The following is a 17,188-nucleotide window of genomic DNA, read 5'->3' as shown; positions in this document are numbered from 1 at the left end:
GTTACTTGTTCAGGCGCGCCTGCGCATCTTTCAGCGCGGCATCGACGCTCTGACGTCCGCTCAGGGCGTTAAGCGTGGCGGTGCGCATCGCATACCAGAAGGCCGCCATCTGCGGGATATTCGGCATGATGTCGCCGCTGCGCGCGTTGTTCATGGTAGCGGCGATGCGCTCGTCTTTTTCCAGCGCCTGCTGGAACGACTTCAGCGTGACTGCGCCCAGCGGTTTGTCTTTATTCACCGCGTCCAGACCGGCATCGGTCAGCAGGTAGTTCTCAAGGAACTCTTTCGCCAGCTCTTTATTGGGGCTGGCGGCGTTGATGCCCGCGCTCAGCACGCCGACAAAGGTTTTCGACGGTTTGCCGTTCAGGGTCGGCAGCAGCGTGACGCCGTAGTTGATGCCGCTCTTGTCGATATTGCTCCAGGCCCAGGGACCGTTGATGGTCATCGCGGTCTGGCCTTTATTGAACGCCGCTTCGGCGATGGAGTAGTCGGTGTCGGCGTTGAGGGTTTTGGCTTTAACCTGATTGACCAGGAACTGCATGCCCGCTTTCGCGCCGGCGTTATCTACGCCGGTATCTTTGACGTCGTAGCCGCTGTCGCTCTTTTTAAAGGCGTAAGCGCCGCCTGCAGCCAGCAGCGGCCAGGTGAAGTAGGGTTCCTGCAGGTTGAACATAATGGCGCTCTTGCCTTTGGCGCGCAGCTGTTTGTCGACGGCCGCCATCTCTTCCCAGCTTTTCGGCGGGTCAGGCAGCAGATCTTTGTTGTAGATCAGCGACAGCGATTCCACCGACACCGGGTAGCCGATCAGCTTGCCGTTAAAGCGCACCGCGTCCCAGGTAAAAGGAAAGAGCTTCTCCTGGAAGCTTTTATCCGGCGAGATCTCCGCCAGCAGCCCCGACTGGGCATAGCCGCCGAAGCGGTCGTGCGCCCAGAAGATAATGTCCGGGCCGTCGCCGGTGGCGGCCACCTGCGGATATTTCTCTTCCATTTTATCCGGATGCTCGACCGTGACTTTAATGCCGGTATCCTGCTCGAACTTCTTACCCACTTCGGCTAGCCCGTTATAGCCTTTATCGCCGTTGATCCAGATAACCAGTTTTCCCTCTTCGATCTTCGCGATTGCCGAGGCCGAAAACAGCATGGCCGTAAGGGCGGAAAGGGCAAAAATGCGTGCGCCGGTTTTCATTGTCATAACTCCATCCTGTTAGCGGAAACGGAAATCGTTTTCCCGCACATTGTGACCATCCGCCGCTGCTTCTCATCCTCCCGCGCTCTACGCCTGCCGACGCTAAGCCGTGATCTCCGTTGCAAAACCGGGCGGTTATCACGGTCTGGCGCACACTCCGGTCGCCGCGACTCTGCGCAGTCGATCACAAAAAACCGCGCGCCGCCGCCGTTGCAGGGAGAGGCGCGGCGATCTCCTCCTCCTCTCTCATCCCCCAGCTAAAGCGCCTGCGGCGGAGGATGCGCGCGCCCGGAACCTTTCCCATAGTGGACGCCGGAGTCTGCCTGCGGCGATGCAGGCAAGAATGAGCAAGCGGAGAGGAAAGCATCATGGCGAGCGTCGCGTTACGCAATGTCACCAAGGCCTGGGGCGACACCCTGGTCTCGAAGGACATCAATCTGGAAATCGGCGAAGGAGAGTTTGTGGTGTTCGTCGGCCCGTCGGGCTGCGGCAAATCCACGCTGCTGCGCATGATCGCCGGTCTGGAGACCATTACCCGCGGCGAGCTGCTGATCGGCGGCCAGCGAATGAACGAGGTGCCGCCCGCCGAGCGCGGCATCGGCATGGTGTTTCAGTCCTATGCCCTCTATCCGCACCTGTCGGTGGCGGAAAATATGTCTTTCGGCCTGAAGCTGGCGGGCGTCAGGCGTGACGAGATCCAGCATCGCGTTAATCAGGTGGCGGAAGTGCTGCAGCTGGCGCATCTGCTCGACCGTCGGCCCAAAGCGCTCTCCGGCGGTCAGCGCCAGCGCGTGGCGATCGGCCGTACGCTGGTCGCCGAGCCGCGCGTCTTTTTACTCGACGAGCCGCTCTCCAACCTGGACGCCGCGCTGCGCGTGCAGATGCGCATCGAGATTTCGCGCCTGCACAAGCGCCTGAAGCGCACCATGATTTACGTCACCCACGATCAGATCGAGGCGATGACCCTGGCGGACAAGATCGTGGTGCTGGATGCCGGGCGCATCGCCCAGGTCGGCAGGCCGCTGGAGCTCTATCACTATCCCGCTAACCGCTTCGTCGCCGGATTTATCGGCTCGCCGCGCATGAATTTCCTGCCCGTCAAAGTGACCGCCACCGCTATCGATCAGGTGCAGGTCCGCCTGCCTAACGATCAGCGCATCTGGCTACCGGTCGAGAGCGCAGGCGTCCAGGTGGGCAGCAATATGTCGTTAGGCATCCGACCTGAACACCTGCTCTCCAGCGATATCGCCGACGTCACGCTCGAGGGCGAGGTGCAGGTGGTCGAGCAGCTCGGCAACGAAACGCAAATCCATATCCAGATCCCCGCTATCCGTCAAAACCTGGTTTACCGCCAGGAGGACGTCGTGCTGGTAGAAGAGGGCGCCCTGATGGGCATTGGCCTGCCACCGGAGCGCTGTCACCTGTTCCGCGAGGACGGGAGCGCCTGTCGCAGGCTGCATCAGGAGCCTGGTGTTTAGCCCTGCAAAACAATAAAAGCAATGATCTCAGGAGATAGAAAATGATAACTCTGCGCAAACTTCCCGTCGCTATCGCCATCGCGGCGGGCACGATCTCTGCCTCGTCGATGGCGGTCGACTTTACCGGCTACGCCCGTTCCGGCATCGGCTGGACCGGCAGCGGCGGCGAACAGCAGTGCTTTCAGGCTACCGGCGCGCAAAGCAAATACCGTCTGGGCAACGAATGCGAAACCTACGCCGAACTGAAGCTGGGCCAGGAAGTGTGGAAAGAGGGCGACAAAAGCTTCTACTTCGACACCAACGTCGCCTATTCAGTGGCGCAACAGAATGACTGGGAGGCGACATCCCCCGCCTTCCGCGAGGCGAACGTCAAAGGCAAAAACCTGATCGACGCCCTGCCGGGCTCCACTATCTGGGCCGGTAAGCGCTTCTACCAGCGTCACGACGTGCATATGATCGACTTCTACTACTGGGATATCTCCGGCCCGGGCGCCGGTCTGGAAGATGTGGATCTCGGCTTCGGCAAGCTCTCTTTCGCGGCGACGCGCTCCTCAGAGGCGGGCGGCTCCTATACCTTCTCCAGCGATCGCATCCGCGATTACGCCACCAGCACCGCCAACGACGTCTTCGACGTGCGCCTGGCCGGACTGGAAACCAACCCGGACGGCGTGCTGGAGCTGGGTGTCGATTATGGCCGCGCCAACGCGCGCGACGGCTACCGTATCGAAGACGGCGCGTCGAAAGATGGCTGGATGTTCACGGCGGAGCATACCCAGAGCATGCTCAAAGGCTACAACAAATTCGTGCTGCAGTACGCCACCGATGCGCTCACCTCGCAGGGCAAAGGGCTGCCGCAGGGCACCAACATCAACAACAACGGCAGCATGTACCGCGTCCTCGATCACGGCGCCATCTCGCTCGCCGATCGCTGGGACCTGATGTACGTGGCGATGTACCAGAACACCGATCTGGACAACAACCGCGGCACCGAGTGGTACACCGTCGGCGTGCGCCCGATGTACAAATGGACGCCGATCATGAGCACCCTGCTGGAAGTGGGCTACGACAACGTGAAGTCGCAGCAGGTCAGCGAACGCAACGGCCAGTACAAAATCACCCTCGCTCAGCAGTGGCAGGCGGGCGACAGCATCTGGTCGCGCCCGGCGCTGCGCCTGTTCGCTACCTATGCCAAATGGGATGAGAAGTGGGGCTACAGCAAAGATGCCTCCGGCGATCTGACCTCGCTGGCTTCCGCAGACAGCACCGGCAACGGGCTCTTCACCAACAGCCGCGGCGACAACGATGAGTGGAGCTTCGGCGCGCAGATGGAAATCTGGTGGTAAACCCTACCGACCTGTAACGCAAACGGCCGCCGTGCGTTCAGCGCACGGCGCTTTCTGAGCAGCCGCGGCCATTGCCTGGCTTCAGCGGCTGTCCGACAGCCTGTTGAGAATATAAAAAATGAAAAAGAAAACGCTTACCGCACTCTGTCTGAGCGCCGCGCTGCTGACGAGCCTCGCACTGCCAGCGCATGCTGAAATTAACCTGGTGCCGCAGGATCTCTCCGCCGCGCCGACGATCCCGACCGCGAGCCTGCAGCGACTGAGCTGGCAGCCCGTCGACACCTCGCGCCCGCAGAGCATCTCGCTGTCGCAGAGCGGCACGCAGCTTGACGTCAGCGGCATCACCGGTCCTGTCGCCGCGTTTAGCCTGCCTGCCAGCCAGGGCGAGCTGACGGTGACGCTGAGCAGCGAAGTGGCGCACAATCAGGTATTCGCCCCCAATGTGCTGGTGCTCGACGAGAATCTGCGTCCCGCCGCCTGGTTCCCGAGCCGCTTTTTTACCTATCAACAGCCGGGCGTGATGAGCGCCGACCGCCTGGAAGGGGTGATGAAGCTGACGCCGGCGCTGGGCCAGCAAAAAATCTATCTGCTGGTATTCACTACCGCGCAGGATCTCGGCCAGACCACCACGCTGGTGGATCCGGCGAAAGCCTACGCCAGAGGCACCGGCCATGCGGTGCCCGATATTCCCGATCCGGTCGCGCGTCACGGCGTGGACGGCAAAATAAAGCTGAAAGTCTCCACCAGCTCCGCCTCCTCGATTCTGGTCGGCCCGCTGTTCGGCTCCTCAGGTCCGGCGCCGGTTACGGTCGGCAGCACCCAGCCGGTTGCGCAGGCGGCGGCACGCACCGCGCCCGCCGCGCCGTCGGCGCCGCTGGTGGAGGATACCGAAAGTTACTTTAATCAGAGCATCCGTCAGGCGGTGGATCAGGGCAATATCGATAAAGCCCTCAAGCTGCTGGACGAGGCGGAACGCCTGGGTTCGACGTCGGCGCGCAAAACCTTTATCAGCAGTGTTAAAGGCAAGGGGTGAAGCTGCCCCGACAGTGCTGAGTTGCCCCACCTGGTGCGCTACGGCGCACCTTTTTTTATGGAAAAATAACGTATGAAGGGCGGTTATACATCACGCCTTCCTCGGCATATTCTTGGCATATGTAAGGATGGGAGGACAAAAAAATGCGTACGGTATCGATATTCAAAAACGGTAATAATCGGGCGATTCGCCTGCCGCGCGATCTCGATTTCGACGGCGTAAACGAACTGGAGATTATTCGCGAAGGCGACTCTCTGATCCTGCGACCAGTCAAGCCGAGCTGGGGGTCATTTCGCGAGCAAGAAAAGGCTGACGCCGATTTTATGACGGAGCGTGCAGACGTTTTCAGCGATGAAGGGCGATTTGAGCTGTGATTAAAACCTATATGCTCGATACAAATATCTGCTCTTTTATTATGCGGGAACAGCCGGAAGCCGTACTCATGCGGCTGGAGCAAGCTGTGCTGCGTCGTCATCGAATTGTTGTGTCGGCGATAACCTATGCGGAAATGCGGTTTGGCGCTGTTGGCAAGAAAGCGTCGCCTCGCCATGTACAGCTGGTTGAAGCGTTCTGCGCGCGCCTGGATGCCATTCTGGCCTGGGATCGCCATGCAGTGGACGCAACCACAGAAATCAAGCGTGCGCTGACCGCTATTGACAGGCCCATTGGCCCGAATGATACCGCCATTGCCGGGCACGCTATTGCGGCTGACGCCATGCTTGTTACCCATAACGTCAAGGAATTTGAGCGCGTGCCAGGGCTTGTTTTTGAAGACTGGAGCAAATGATCGTCTGACGGTGATGGAAATAGCGCAGTCCATAATCGTCAGCCCGCGCGCGGCGGGCTAACGTCTCTCTTCTATTTCATTCCCTTTCTGCCGCGATCCACCGCCGCCAGCAGCGCATCGACCGCCGGATCGCTGAACATCTCCTCCAGCGTCGCGCTGAGCTTGCGCCGCCAGTTAGGCCAGGCGTCGACGGTGCCGGGCACGTTTACCGGCGTCGTCATATCCAGCCACTCTTCCGGCTGCAGGCCGAGCAGGGCGCTTTGCGTGTCGGCCAGATAGCCCAGAATCGCCTGGCTGAGCGCGCGGGTCATACGCGCGCCGCCCCGCTGAAAGCGCCGGCGCGGGGGCAGCGCGCCGCTGCGCAGCAGGGTCTGCAACAGCGCTTTCCTTGCCGCCTGCCTGTCGCGATACAGCCCCGCCAGGACGTCCTTATCGGGATAGAGGCCCAGCTTGCTGCCCAGACGAAGATCGTCGCTGCGCCACCAGCCGCGCAGCGTCGGCATATCGTGGGTGGTGGCGACCGCCATCGCCTGGCGCGGCCACTGCCCCGGCGCGCGGAACGCCTGCTTCGACGCCTGCTCGAAATAGAGCACCTTGTAGGAGTAGACGCCCGCGTCCCGCAGTTTGTCGACGATCGCCGCCGGCACGGTGCCTAAATCCTCGCCGATCACCATACAGCGGTGGCGCTGACTCTCCAGCGCCAGAATTGCCAGCAGCGCGTCCACCGGATAGTGCACATAGGCGCCTTCCGCCGCGCTTTCGCCCTGCGGGATCCACCAGAGGCGCAGCAGCGCCATCACATGATCGATACGCAGCGCGCCGCAATCCTGCATGCTGGCGCGCAACAGGGTGATCCAGGGCTCAAACGCGCGCGCGGCCATCACCTGCGGATCCATCGGCGGCAGCCCCCAGTTTTGCCCCAGCGGACCGAGAATATCGGGCGGCGCGCCGACGCTCGCCTCAAGACAGTAAAGCTCCCGCTCGCGCCAGGTTTCGGCGCCGTCGCGCGCCACGCCTACCGCCAGATCGCGGTACAGGCCGATCGCCATCTCATGCTGCCGACAGCGCTGCCAGCACGCCGCGAACTGCCGGGCCGCGAGCCACTGCAGCCAGAGATAAAAGCGCACCTCATCGCTCTGCTCAATGCGAAATGCCAGCACGGCGGCGCTGTCGGGATGCTGAAAGGCGTCCGGCCAGCTTTGCCAGCCGTGACTGTCACCATCCTGCTTACGTTGCTCGGCATGCAGGGCGTCAAACAGGCCCTGGCAGAGCAGGCTGTCGCCGCCCGCCTCGACAAAATCCTCAAACGCCGCCGCCTCCGCGTCATCCGCGTCGCGCAGTCGAAACGCCTGCCAGGCCAGCCGTAAGCCCTCCAGTTTCAGGCGCGTCACGGCAGGGTAATCTACCCATTCCGCGCGGCGCGCCGCCTGCAACGCCTGCTGGGTCGCCTCAAGACGCCACCAGGCCCGCGCCGCCTCGCTCTGCTGAAAGTCCGGCACCGCGTTGACGTCGATGTAGAGAATATTGAGCCAGCGGCGCGACGAAGGACTGTACGGGCTGGCGCTCTCTGGCTCGGCGGGAAACAGGGCGTGCAGGGGGTTCAGCCCGACAAAGGCGCCGCCGCGGCGCGCCGTCTCGTCGATCATCCGCCGCAGATCGCCAAAGTCGCCGATGCCCCAGTTATGTGCCGATCGCAGCGTATAGAGCTGGATGCAGCTGCCCCACAGCGATTCGCCCGCCAGCAGCGCGGGCGGCTCATAGCAGCGCGGCGGCGCGACGATAACGCAGCAGCCGTAGCGCTGCGCCTCATGCTCCAGCGTCAGCTGGTGGTAGCCGTCCGGCAACGGCGGCAGCGTCAGGGTTTCGCCCGCCGCGCAGCGGCCTGACCAGCACGCGCCCCCTTCGCTGGTCAGCTGCCAGCTGGCCGCGCTGAGAAGCACCGGCGAGAGCGTCAGCGGCTCGCCCTGGCGTAAGATGGCCGCAGGCGGCAGCGGAGACGCGCCCGCGTTCTGAGGCTGCATCAGCCCCAGCAGACGCTCGCGGGTCAGCGTAGAGACCTGCTGCGGCCGGCCGTGGGCATCAATGTAATCGGGCGCAATCAGGCCGTCTGCGGCGCGATCGAGATGATTTTTCGGTTTCATGGCGTTCCTCAGCGCGCGGCCTGCCAGATACGTTGCTGATAATCGCGGATGGCGCGGTCGGCGCTGAACATGCCGCAGCGCGCGGTGTTCAGGATCGCGGCGCGCGTCCAGGCGTCCGGATCGGCCCACAGCGCTTCGACCTGCTGCTGGGCGTTGAGATAGTGGTGGAAATCGGCCAGCACCAGGTAGGGATCGCCGCCCGTCGGGCCCAGGCTGCGCACCAGCGCGTCGAAGGCCGTCGTGTCGCCGTCGCTAAAGGTGCCGTCCTCCAGCGCGGTCAGCGCCCGATCCAGCTGCGGATCTTTTTTGCGCCAGGTCGCCGGCGCGTAGCCCGCCTGCTTCAGCGCAGTCACCTGCTCGACGGTATGGCCGAAAATAAAGATATTCTCCTCGCCGACCTGCTGGGCGATCTCCACGTTCGCGCCGTCCAGGGTGCCAATCGTCAGCGCGCCGTTAAGCGCCAGCTTCATGTTGCCGGTTCCGGAAGCCTCTTTGCCCGCCGTCGAGATCTGCTCGGAGAGATCGGCGGCAGGAATGAGCCGCTCCGCCACCGAGACGTTGTAGTCGGGAATAAACACGATTTTAAGGCGGTCGCCGACGCGCGGATCGGCGTTAACCACGGCCGCCACCTTGTTAATGGCGTAAATGATATTTTTCGCCAGCGCGTAGCCCGGCGCCGCTTTGGCGCCGAACAGCATCACGCGCGGCGTCAGATTCGCCTGCGGATCGCTGACCAGCGTTTGCCACAGGGCGATGATATGCAGCAGCATCAGATGCTGGCGCTTATATTCGTGGAGGCGCTTGATCTGCACGTCGAACAGGGCGTCAGGCTGAACGCGGATACCGGTCTTTTCGGCGATCCAGCGCGTTAACGCCGCCTTGTTCTGCTGCTTGATGGCGCGATACTCCGCGCGAAACGCGGCGTCGTCCGCCAGCGGCGCCAGGTCGCTGAGCGCATCCAGATCGTTAACCCAGGGGCGCGACAGCGTATTGTCAATCAGCGTGGCCAGCGCCGGATTGCACTGCTGGATCCAGCGACGCGGCGTAATGCCGTTAGTGACGTTGTGAAACTTCTCCGGCCACAGCGCGTGGTATTCCGGGAAGAGATCCTGCACCACCAGCCGGGAGTGCAGCGCCGCCACGCCGTTGACCGCAAAACCGCTGACCACGCAGAGGTTAGCCATGCGCAGCTGCTGATTGTGCACCACCGCCAGCTTCGCCCAGATCGCCTCATTGCCGGGCCAGCGCGCCTCAACCTCTTTTTTGAGCTGCGCGTTCAGCGTATTGATAATCATCATATGGCGCGGCAGCAGCGCGCGTACCAGACGCAGGTTCCAGCACTCCAGCGCCTCCGGCATCAGCGTATGGTTGGTGTAGGCGAAGGTGCGCTGCGTAATGCGCCACGCCCGATCCCAGGAGAGCTGATGCTCGTCGATCAGCAGGCGCAGCAGCTCCGGGATCGCCAGCGTCGGATGGGTATCGTTGAGCTGGATCACTTCATAGTCGGGCAGCGTCTCGATGGCGCGGCCCGCCTGATGGTGACGACGCAGGATGTCGGCCAGCGTGCAGGCGCACTGAAAATATTGCTGCATCAGGCGCAGCTTTTTCCCGGCCTGATGATTGTCGTTGGGGTAGAGCACCTTCGTCAGCTTCTCCGCATCGATGCCCTGCTGTTCGGCGCGCAGGAAATCGCCGTCGTTGAAGCGCTGCAGGTTGAACGGACGCGCGTGTTTCGCCTGCCAGAGGCGCAGCGGCTGGGTGACGCCGTTGCCATAGCCGACGACGGGCAGATCCCAGGCCTCGCCCTGCAGCAGGAAAGCGGGCTCCCAGCGCGGGCGCCCCTCTTCCGTCACCACCTTGCCGCCCAGACCGACCTGCACGGTCAGCGCGGCGTTGTGACGAAACCAGGGATAGCGGTCGCGTCCCCAGTCGTCAGGCTGTTCATGCTGCGCGCCTTCGATAAAACGCTGGCGAAACAGGCCATATTGATAGTTCAGGCCGTAGCCGATGGCGGGCTGGCCGGTGGTGGCCATCGCGTCGAGAAAACAGGCCGCCAGCCGTCCCAGGCCGCCGTTGCCGAGCGCCGGATCGGTCTCGCGCTCCAGCACGTCGCTCAGGGCGATGCCCCAGGCGGCGAGCGCGTCGGCGACCGCCTGATACCAGCCCAGGTTGAGCAGGTTATTTCCCGTCAGCCGGCCGGTGAGAAACTCCATGGAGAGATAGTTAACGTGGCGCTGCGGCCCGGATGCGGGCTGCGCAGGCAGTTCGGCCAGCAGTTCGGCCAGCGCGCCGCTCAGCGCCTGCCACCACTGCTGTTGCGTCATCTCCTGCGCGTCGCGCAGGCCGAAGCGTTGCCACTGCCGCGTGAGTGCGGCGGTAAAGCGGGCGTGATCGAAGGGTTGCGAATTCATGTCGTGTGCTTCCTGTCAGAACGAAAAGGGATTGCCTGCCAGTTTGCCTGCCGCCTTTCGGGCGCTCCTCCTCCTGCATGAAATTCAGCAGGGAGGATAACGAGGGCGGAGAGGCCAGGGTAAATCTGAAAGCGGCGCAGGAGTGTGATTGCACTCGCTTTTGTTAAGCCTGCCTTACAGGTTCGCTTGCATTCAGCTAACGGATCCGTGAACGTGTATGAAGATTAATTACGAAGCGTAAAAAAATGATGCGCTGAACGTTAATGGAGAAGCGTGCGCCCATGTTAATTCCCTCGAAGCTCAGTCGTCCCGTACGCCTTGAAAGCACCGTCACGCGCGATCGCCTGCTGCAAAAGCTGGGCGCAGCGGGCAATTACCGGCTGGTGTTGATTACCAGTCCGGCGGGCTACGGCAAAACCACGCTGGTCTCGCAGTGGGCGGCGGATAGAAAGGATCTGGGCTGGTATTCATTAGACGAGGGCGACAATCAGCCGGAGCGCTTCGCCGACTATCTTATCGCGGCGCTGCAGCAGGCGACGCAGGGCGGCTGCAGCCGCAGCGAAACGCTGGCGCAGAAGCGGCAGTACGTCAACCTCAACGCGCTTTTCGCGCAGCTGTTTATCGAGCTGGCCGACTGGCGGCAGCCGCTGTGGCTGATCGTGGATGACTATCACCACATCGCCAACCCCGCCATTCATGAGGCGATGCGCTTTTTCCTGCGCCATCAGCCCGACAACCTGACGCTGGTCGTGCTGTCGCGCAATCTGCCGCAGCTCGGCATCGCTAATCTGCGCGTGCGCGAACAGCTGCTGGAGCTGGGCAGCCAGCAGCTGGCGTTTACCCATCACGAGGCGAAACAGTTTTTTGACTGTCGCCTGAGCGCGCCGCTCGCCTCTGAAGAGAGCGGGCGCCTGTGCGACGACGTGGCGGGCTGGGCGACGGCGCTTCAGCTGATCGCTATTTCCGCGCGTCAGGGCGCCGGCTCGGCGCAGGACTCCGCGCGGCGGCTCTCCGGCATCAACGCCAGCCACCTTGCCGACTATCTGGTGGAGGAGGTGCTGGACAATATCGACGACGCGACGCGTCATTTCCTGCTGAAAACCGCGCTGCTACGCTCGATGAATGACGCCCTGGTCGCCTGCGTGACCAGCGAGGCGAACGGACGCATGCGGCTGGAGGAGATTGAGCGGCGAGGGCTCTTCCTGCAGCGTATGGATGATTCGGGCCAGTGGTTCAGCTATCACCCGCTGTTTGGATCGTTTTTGCGCCAGCGTTGTCAGTGGGAGCTGGCAGCCGAGCTGCCCGCGGTGCATCGCGCAGCCGCGCAAAGCTGGATGGCGCAGGGATTCCCCGGCGAAGCGATCCATCATGCGCTCGCCTCAGGCGACGTCGAGATGCTGCGCGACGTGCTGCTGGCGCACGCCTGGACGCTGTTCAATCAGAGCGAGCTGGCGCTGCTGGAGAACTCGCTGAGCGCGCTTCCCTGGGCGACGCTGGTGGATAATCCACGCCTGGTGCTGCTACAGGCCTGGCTGATGCAGAGCCAGCATCGCTTTTCCGAGGTTAACCGCCTGCTGGCGAAGTTCGAGCAGGCGTGCAGCTGCGAGATCGACGCCGCGCTACAGGGCGAATTCAACGCCGTGCGTGCGCAGGTGGCGATCAACGACGGCAACACCGAAGAGGCGGAGCAGCTTGCCCGCCTGGCGCTGGAAGCCCTGCCGGAAAGCCGCCGCTACAGCCGCATCGTCGCTACCTCGGTGCATGGCGAAGTGATGCACTGCAAAGGCGAGCTGGCGAGTTCGCTGGCGCTGATGCGTCAGACCGAGCAGATGGCGCGCCGCGACGAAACCTGGCACTACGCGCTCTGGAGCCTGATCCAGCAAAGCGAAATTCTTTTCGCGCAGGGATTTCTGCAGGCCGCCTGGGAGATTCAGGAGAAAGCGTTCGTGCTGGTTGGCGAGCAGCATCTGGCGCAGTTTCCGCTGCACGAGTTTCTGCTGCGCATTCGCGCCCAGCTGATGTGGGCGTGGGGCCGGCTGGACGAGGCGGAGCAGGCGGCGCGCGAAGGTATGAAAGTGTTGAAGGGCTACCCGCCGCAGCAGCAGATCCAGTGTCTGGGCCTGCTGGTGCAGTGCTCGCTGGCGCGCGGCAATCTGGATAACGCGCGCAGCTACCTGAACCGTCTGGAGAATCTGCTCAACAACGGCAGCCTGCACAGCGACTGGATCGCCAACGCCGACAAGGTGAGGGTGATCTACTGGCAGATGACGGGTGACGTCCAGAGCGCCAGCCACTGGATGCGGCACACCGCGAAGCCCGCCTTCGCCAATAACCACTTCCTGCAGGGGCAGTGGCGCAATATCGCGCGGGCGCAGATCCTGCAGGGCGATCTCAGCCAGGCGGAAGTGGTGCTGGAAGAGCTCAACGAAAACGCACGCGCGCTGCGTCTGATGAGCGATATGAACCGCAACCTGCTGCTGCTCAATCAGATCTACTGGCAGACCGGACGCAAAGCCGAAGCGCAGCGCGCGCTCATCGAGGCGCTGAAGCTGGCGCGCGGCACCGGCTTTATCAGCCATTTCGTGATCGAAGGCGAGATCATGGCGCAGCAGCTGCGCCAGCTTATCCAGCTTAACGCGCTGGAAGAGCTGGATAATCATCGCGCGCGCCGTATCCTGAATGAAATTAACAAATACCATCGCCATAAGTTCGCCCACTTCGACGAGGGATTCGTCAGCCGACTGCTGAATCATCCCGACGTGCCGGAGCTGATCCGCACCAGCCCGCTGACGCAGCGCGAATGGCAGGTGCTGGGCCTGATCTACTCCGGCTACAGCAACGACCAGATCGCCGGGGAGCTGGATGTGGCCGCCACCACCATTAAAACCCATATCCGCAACCTCTATCAGAAGCTGGGCGTCTCGCATCGCGCCGAGGCGATGCATCAGGCGCAGTCGATGCTGAAGCTGATGGGGTATGTGTGAAGTTGCCCGCCCTGTGCTCGAGCGTGATAGCCTCATGAAAATGAGCGGGATTTCCGGAAAGGGTCTGGCACAAATCCGCCACTGAGGCTCTTTCCCGCCAGCCTGCGGCCAGAAATGCCCCCCTCACAGACACCCCTTTTTTACGGCTGTGAGAGGGTCACACCGCTTTTACTCACTGTACCGGATAGCGCGTCGCGCTCAGCGCACCGCGGCGGTCGAAACGCCGCATCCCCAGCCACAGCAGCGCCGTAGCGAACCAGCCGATAACCCACGAGACGTCATTCCCGGCGAAAATCCAGGTCAGCGAGCCGTGGTGCAGCGGATTATCGATAAAAGGCAGCTGGATCAGCACGCCGATAAAATAGGTGGCGATGCCCGGCCAGTTCCAGCGGCCGTAGCGCCCGTCCGGCTGCGACAGCGCGGGAATGTCGATATGGCCTTTGGTAATAAGGTAAAAATCGGTCAGGCTGATGGCGCTCCAGGGCACGAAAAAGGCCAGCAGGAACAGCAGAAAGTGGGTGAACGATTTAAGAAAAGCAGGCTCGCTGATCAGCGCGATACCGCAGGAGATCGCCACCATCAGCACTACGAAACCAATCCGTCCGCCCCGGCTCAGGGAGGTTTGCCGGCTGAAGCCGGAAACGATGGTGGTCAGCGACATAAAGCTGCCGTAGGCGTTCAGCGTGGTAAAGGTGATCTTGCCGAAGCAAATGGCAAAATAGATCACCATCGCCATGGTGGCGCTGCTGCCTAAGCCAACGATATAGCCCACCTCATTGCCGGAGAAGGCGCTGCCCGCGATAGCCGCGACGATAACGCCCAGCGTCATCGACGCCTGGGTGCCGAGCACGGTACCGAAGAACACCGCGCTGAACAGACGTTTCGCGGAGACCTCCTGCGGCAGGTAGCGCGAATAGTCGGAGACATAGGGGCAAAACGCGATCTGCCATGACGAGGAGAGAGAGACGGCGAGTAAAAAGGTTGAGAAAGCGAAGTGGCGATTCTGCCAGAGCGGCGCTAAATCGTGGGTTGAGAGCAGCGTGACGAACAGATAGAAGAACGCCAGCACGCCGATGACGCTGGCTACTTTGCCCAGCTTATGAATAACGCGATATCCCAGCACCGCAATCACGATAATGATCAGGCTGAACAGGATCATCCCGGCGGCGTTATTAATATGCAGCAGCTTCGCCATCGCCTGACCGGCCAGCACCGTGCCGCTGGCGGAGAAGCCGATATACATAATGCATACCAGCACCAGCGGGATCACCGCGCCGAAGACGCCGAACTGAATGCGGCTGGTGATCATCTGCGGCAGGCCCAGTCGCGGTCCCTGCACGGCGTGCAGCGCCATCACCGCCGCGCCGATGATCTGGCCCACGAGCAGGCCGATAATCGACCAGACCACATCGCCGCCCAGCACCACGGCGAGCGCGCCTGTGACGATAGCCGTAATTTGCAGATTGCCGCCGAACCATAGCGTGAACTGGCTGAACGGATGTCCGTGACGTTCGCGGTGGGGAATAAAATCGATCGATCGGGTTTCAGAAAGCCGCTGGCTCTCGCCGTCTGAACGCGCTGATGCAGGAAGTTCCGCTGACATAGGTTCCTCGCCAGGTTGAAGTGTTAATTATTATCTGCCCTTTGTTAACCGTTGCGACGCTACATGTATATACATGTACGGATGTTGTCATGCCGTTTTAAAAGTTACAAGGCGGCGGGTCATTGGAAATTGTGATGGCGCTGGCAAGCCTGGCATGACGAACAGAGAGAAAAGCGCGCAAGAATATGCTACATAAGCGCAGTCTGCCGCCGCGATAAAAACAGCAGATGAGAAGAACGGGCTAACCTGCAGTAAGCGCAGGATTTACCCGCAAGATTATTGTATAGTCCGCGCTTTTTGGAGGTTTCCCTTGCTTAACGCATCCACGCGCCTGAACAAATACATCAGCGAGAGCGGAATCTGTTCGCGCCGCGACGCCGATCGCTACATCGAACAGGGCAACGTGTTTATCAACGGCAAACGCGCTGCCGTCGGCGCGCAGGTCTTTCCGGGTGACAGCGTCAAGGTAAACGGCCAGCTGATTGAGCCCCGCAGCGAAGAAGATCTGGTGTTGATCGCTCTGAACAAGCCGGTCGGTATCATCACCACTATGGAAGAGGGCGAACGCGACAACATTCGCGACTTCGTTAACCACAGCGAGCGCATCTTTCCTATCGGCCGACTGGATAAAGATTCCCAGGGACTGATCTTCCTCACCAACAATGGCGATCTGGTGAATAAAATCCTGCGCGCGGGCAATAACCACGAGAAAGAGTATGTGGTCACCGTTGATAAGCCGATCACCGACGACTTTATCGCCGGTATGGGCGCAGGCGTGCCGATGCTCGGCACCGTCACTAAAAAATGCAAAGTGGTGAAAGAGTCCACGTTTGTCTTCCGCATTACGCTGGTGCAGGGCCTGAACCGTCAGATCCGCCGCATGTGTAAGCATTTTGGCTTTGAGGTCACGAAGCTGGAGCGCACGCGCATTATGAACGTCAGCCTGAAGGGCATTCCGCTGGGCGAATGGCGCGACCTTACCGACGACGAGCTGGCGGAGCTGTTTAAGCTAATCGAAAACTCCTCTTCGGAAGAGAAGCCCGCAAAGAAAAAGACGCCCGCGAAAAGCAGCGCGGTGAAAAAGCCGGTTATCAGCAGCGCGCCGAAGAAAAGCGAAAAGAGCGACGACCGCGCCGGCAACCGCAAACGCTTTGTCCAGCCAGGACGCAAGAAGAAGGGGCGTTAACGCCCGCGCCATAACGGCGGCAGCGCGTTGATAAGCGGTTCGGGCGATATTGACGCGCTGCCAGGCGGGCTGGACGTCGGCGATCTCAATGCCTGAAAAAAGCGCTCTCCGCGAGCGTATCGCAGTCCAGATGAAGATACACCGGCCGTCCAGCACCAGCCGATCGAGGCGAAGCCCGCTTCCCGGCCCGGAGAACCGCAGGTCAGCCGGCGCCGGGTATCGCCAGATCGTTGTGATCGCCGGCGCCGCCCTGGCAAACCGTTACGGCTATTTTCTTTTCATCATGCTGCTTCTTTTATCCCGTTGATTAAAAAGCTTTTTAACGCTTTAGCATAATCCATGATAAAGTAGACGCAAAAAAATCGCGCCCGCGTCTAGACGACCGGTCTAATAAAGGCTATTTTGAATTCATGAACACAGTCGCTCACAAGCACAGAGAAGGCATTCGCGAACATATCCTGGACACCGGCCAGCGCATTATGGCCAGCAAAGGATACTCGGCTGTCGGTCTCAACGAAATTCTGACGGAAGCAGGCGTGCCGAAAGGCTCGTTCTATCACTACTTCGGTTCGAAAGATGCCTTTGGCGTCGCTATGCTGGAAAGTTACTTTGACGACTATCTGGCGAATATGGATGAGACGCTGAGCCAGCCCAACTGCACGATGCAGCAAAGGCTGATGCACTACTGGCAGCAGTGGCAGGATACGCAATCTTTTCAGGACTGTCAGGGCAAATGCCTGGCCGTCAAGCTGGGCGTCGAAGTGGCCGATCTCTCGGAAGCGATGCGCCATACGCTGGAAAAGGGCACCGCCGGCATCGTGGCGCGCCTGACGGACGCCATTGAGGCGGGCGTAGCGGAAGGGTCGCTGCGCACTGAAGAGAAGCCGGCCGTGGTGGCGGAAACTCTCTATCAGCTCTGGCTCGGCGCCAGCGTGATGGTCAAGATTGTACGCAACAAGCGGCCGTTTGCATCAGCCATGGCGCTGACGCAGCAAATGCTTAACGCTGCCTCCTGAGGGGCGGCAAAAAAGGTCGG

At 61.4% G+C, this 17,188-nt stretch carries 12 protein-coding genes; 8 read left to right on the top strand and 4 right to left on the bottom strand.

All coding sequences use genetic code 11. The features are described 5' to 3' along the window. Position 1: 1 nt before the first annotated feature. Positions 2-1,192 (bottom strand): maltose/maltodextrin ABC transporter substrate-binding protein MalE, encoded by a 1,191-nt coding sequence (gene malE / locus MHZ97_RS15635; RefSeq protein WP_146053864.1) that lies wholly within the window; start codon positions 1,190-1,192, stop codon positions 2-4. A gap of 362 nt (positions 1,193-1,554) precedes the next feature. On the opposite strand from malE, the gene malK reads away from it, so the two are divergent. The 5 genes from malK (at position 1,555) to MHZ97_RS15610 (ending at position 5,827) form a co-directional block, all read left to right on the top strand. Then, on the top strand, positions 1,555-2,664 hold the full coding sequence (gene malK, locus MHZ97_RS15630; protein ID WP_033755647.1) for a maltose/maltodextrin ABC transporter ATP-binding protein MalK: 1,110 nt from the start codon (positions 1,555-1,557) through the stop codon (positions 2,662-2,664). A gap of 41 nt (positions 2,665-2,705) precedes the next feature. Continuing rightward, on the top strand, positions 2,706-4,007 hold the full coding sequence (locus tag MHZ97_RS15625; protein ID WP_033755645.1) for a maltoporin: 1,302 nt from the start codon (positions 2,706-2,708) through the stop codon (positions 4,005-4,007). Between the two features lie 118 nt (positions 4,008-4,125). Continuing rightward, entirely contained in the window at positions 4,126-5,040 is a 915-nt protein-coding gene (malM, locus tag MHZ97_RS15620; RefSeq protein WP_103797222.1) for a maltose operon protein MalM, read from the top strand. Between the two features lie 143 nt (positions 5,041-5,183). Beyond that, the gene (gene vapB, locus MHZ97_RS15615; protein ID WP_048782087.1) at positions 5,184-5,414 is read left to right on the top strand and encodes a type II toxin-antitoxin system VapB family antitoxin; all 231 of its coding nucleotides are present in this window, start codon (positions 5,184-5,186) and stop codon (positions 5,412-5,414) included. Then, positions 5,411-5,827 carry a type II toxin-antitoxin system VapC family toxin gene (locus MHZ97_RS15610; protein WP_103797223.1) on the top strand — a complete coding sequence of 139 codons (417 nt, stop codon included), beginning with the start codon at positions 5,411-5,413 and terminating at the stop codon, positions 5,825-5,827. The genes vapB and MHZ97_RS15610 overlap by 4 nt, the downstream gene beginning before the upstream one ends. A 71-nt stretch (positions 5,828-5,898) precedes the next feature. Here MHZ97_RS15610 and malQ read toward each other — a convergent pair whose 3' ends face one another. Both malQ and malP read right to left on the bottom strand, forming a co-directional pair. Continuing rightward, positions 5,899-7,968, bottom strand: a complete 2,070-nt coding sequence (gene malQ / locus MHZ97_RS15605; RefSeq protein WP_103797224.1) for a 4-alpha-glucanotransferase — start codon at positions 7,966-7,968, stop codon at positions 5,899-5,901. Positions 7,969-7,976: 8 nt separating this feature from the next. After that, positions 7,977-10,379: a maltodextrin phosphorylase gene (gene malP / locus MHZ97_RS15600; RefSeq protein ID WP_239314976.1), complete on the bottom strand. Its 2,403-nt coding sequence runs from the start codon at positions 10,377-10,379 to the stop codon at positions 7,977-7,979. A gap of 281 nt (positions 10,380-10,660) precedes the next feature. Between malP and malT the strand changes: the two genes are divergently transcribed. Next, the gene (gene malT, locus MHZ97_RS15595) at positions 10,661-13,363 is read left to right on the top strand and encodes an HTH-type transcriptional regulator MalT (RefSeq protein WP_103797226.1); all 2,703 of its coding nucleotides are present in this window, start codon (positions 10,661-10,663) and stop codon (positions 13,361-13,363) included. A 172-nt stretch (positions 13,364-13,535) separates the two neighbouring features. On the opposite strand, the gene MHZ97_RS15590 is transcribed toward malT, so the two are convergent. Next, positions 13,536-14,966, bottom strand: a complete 1,431-nt coding sequence (locus MHZ97_RS15590; protein ID WP_103797227.1) for a cytosine permease — start codon at positions 14,964-14,966, stop codon at positions 13,536-13,538. Positions 14,967-15,276: 310 nt separating this feature from the next. Here MHZ97_RS15590 and rluF point away from each other — a divergent pair, with 310 nt between their 5' ends. Both rluF and MHZ97_RS15580 read left to right on the top strand, forming a co-directional pair. Beyond that, positions 15,277-16,152: a 23S rRNA pseudouridine(2604) synthase RluF gene (gene rluF / locus MHZ97_RS15585; protein WP_033755631.1), complete on the top strand. Its 876-nt coding sequence runs from the start codon at positions 15,277-15,279 to the stop codon at positions 16,150-16,152. A 410-nt stretch (positions 16,153-16,562) separates the two neighbouring features. Then, complete coding sequence (locus MHZ97_RS15580) at positions 16,563-17,168, top strand: TetR/AcrR family transcriptional regulator (protein ID WP_103797228.1); 606 nt, start codon at positions 16,563-16,565, stop codon at positions 17,166-17,168. Positions 17,169-17,188: the final 20 nt, after the last annotated feature.

The organism is Pantoea sp. ACRSC, assembly GCF_022346785.1.
GTDB classification, from domain to species: domain Bacteria; phylum Pseudomonadota; class Gammaproteobacteria; order Enterobacterales; family Enterobacteriaceae; genus Pantoea; species Pantoea alvi.
The sequence above is the reverse complement of the archived record's forward strand: the minus strand, read 5'-3'. Positions and strand labels throughout refer to the sequence as shown.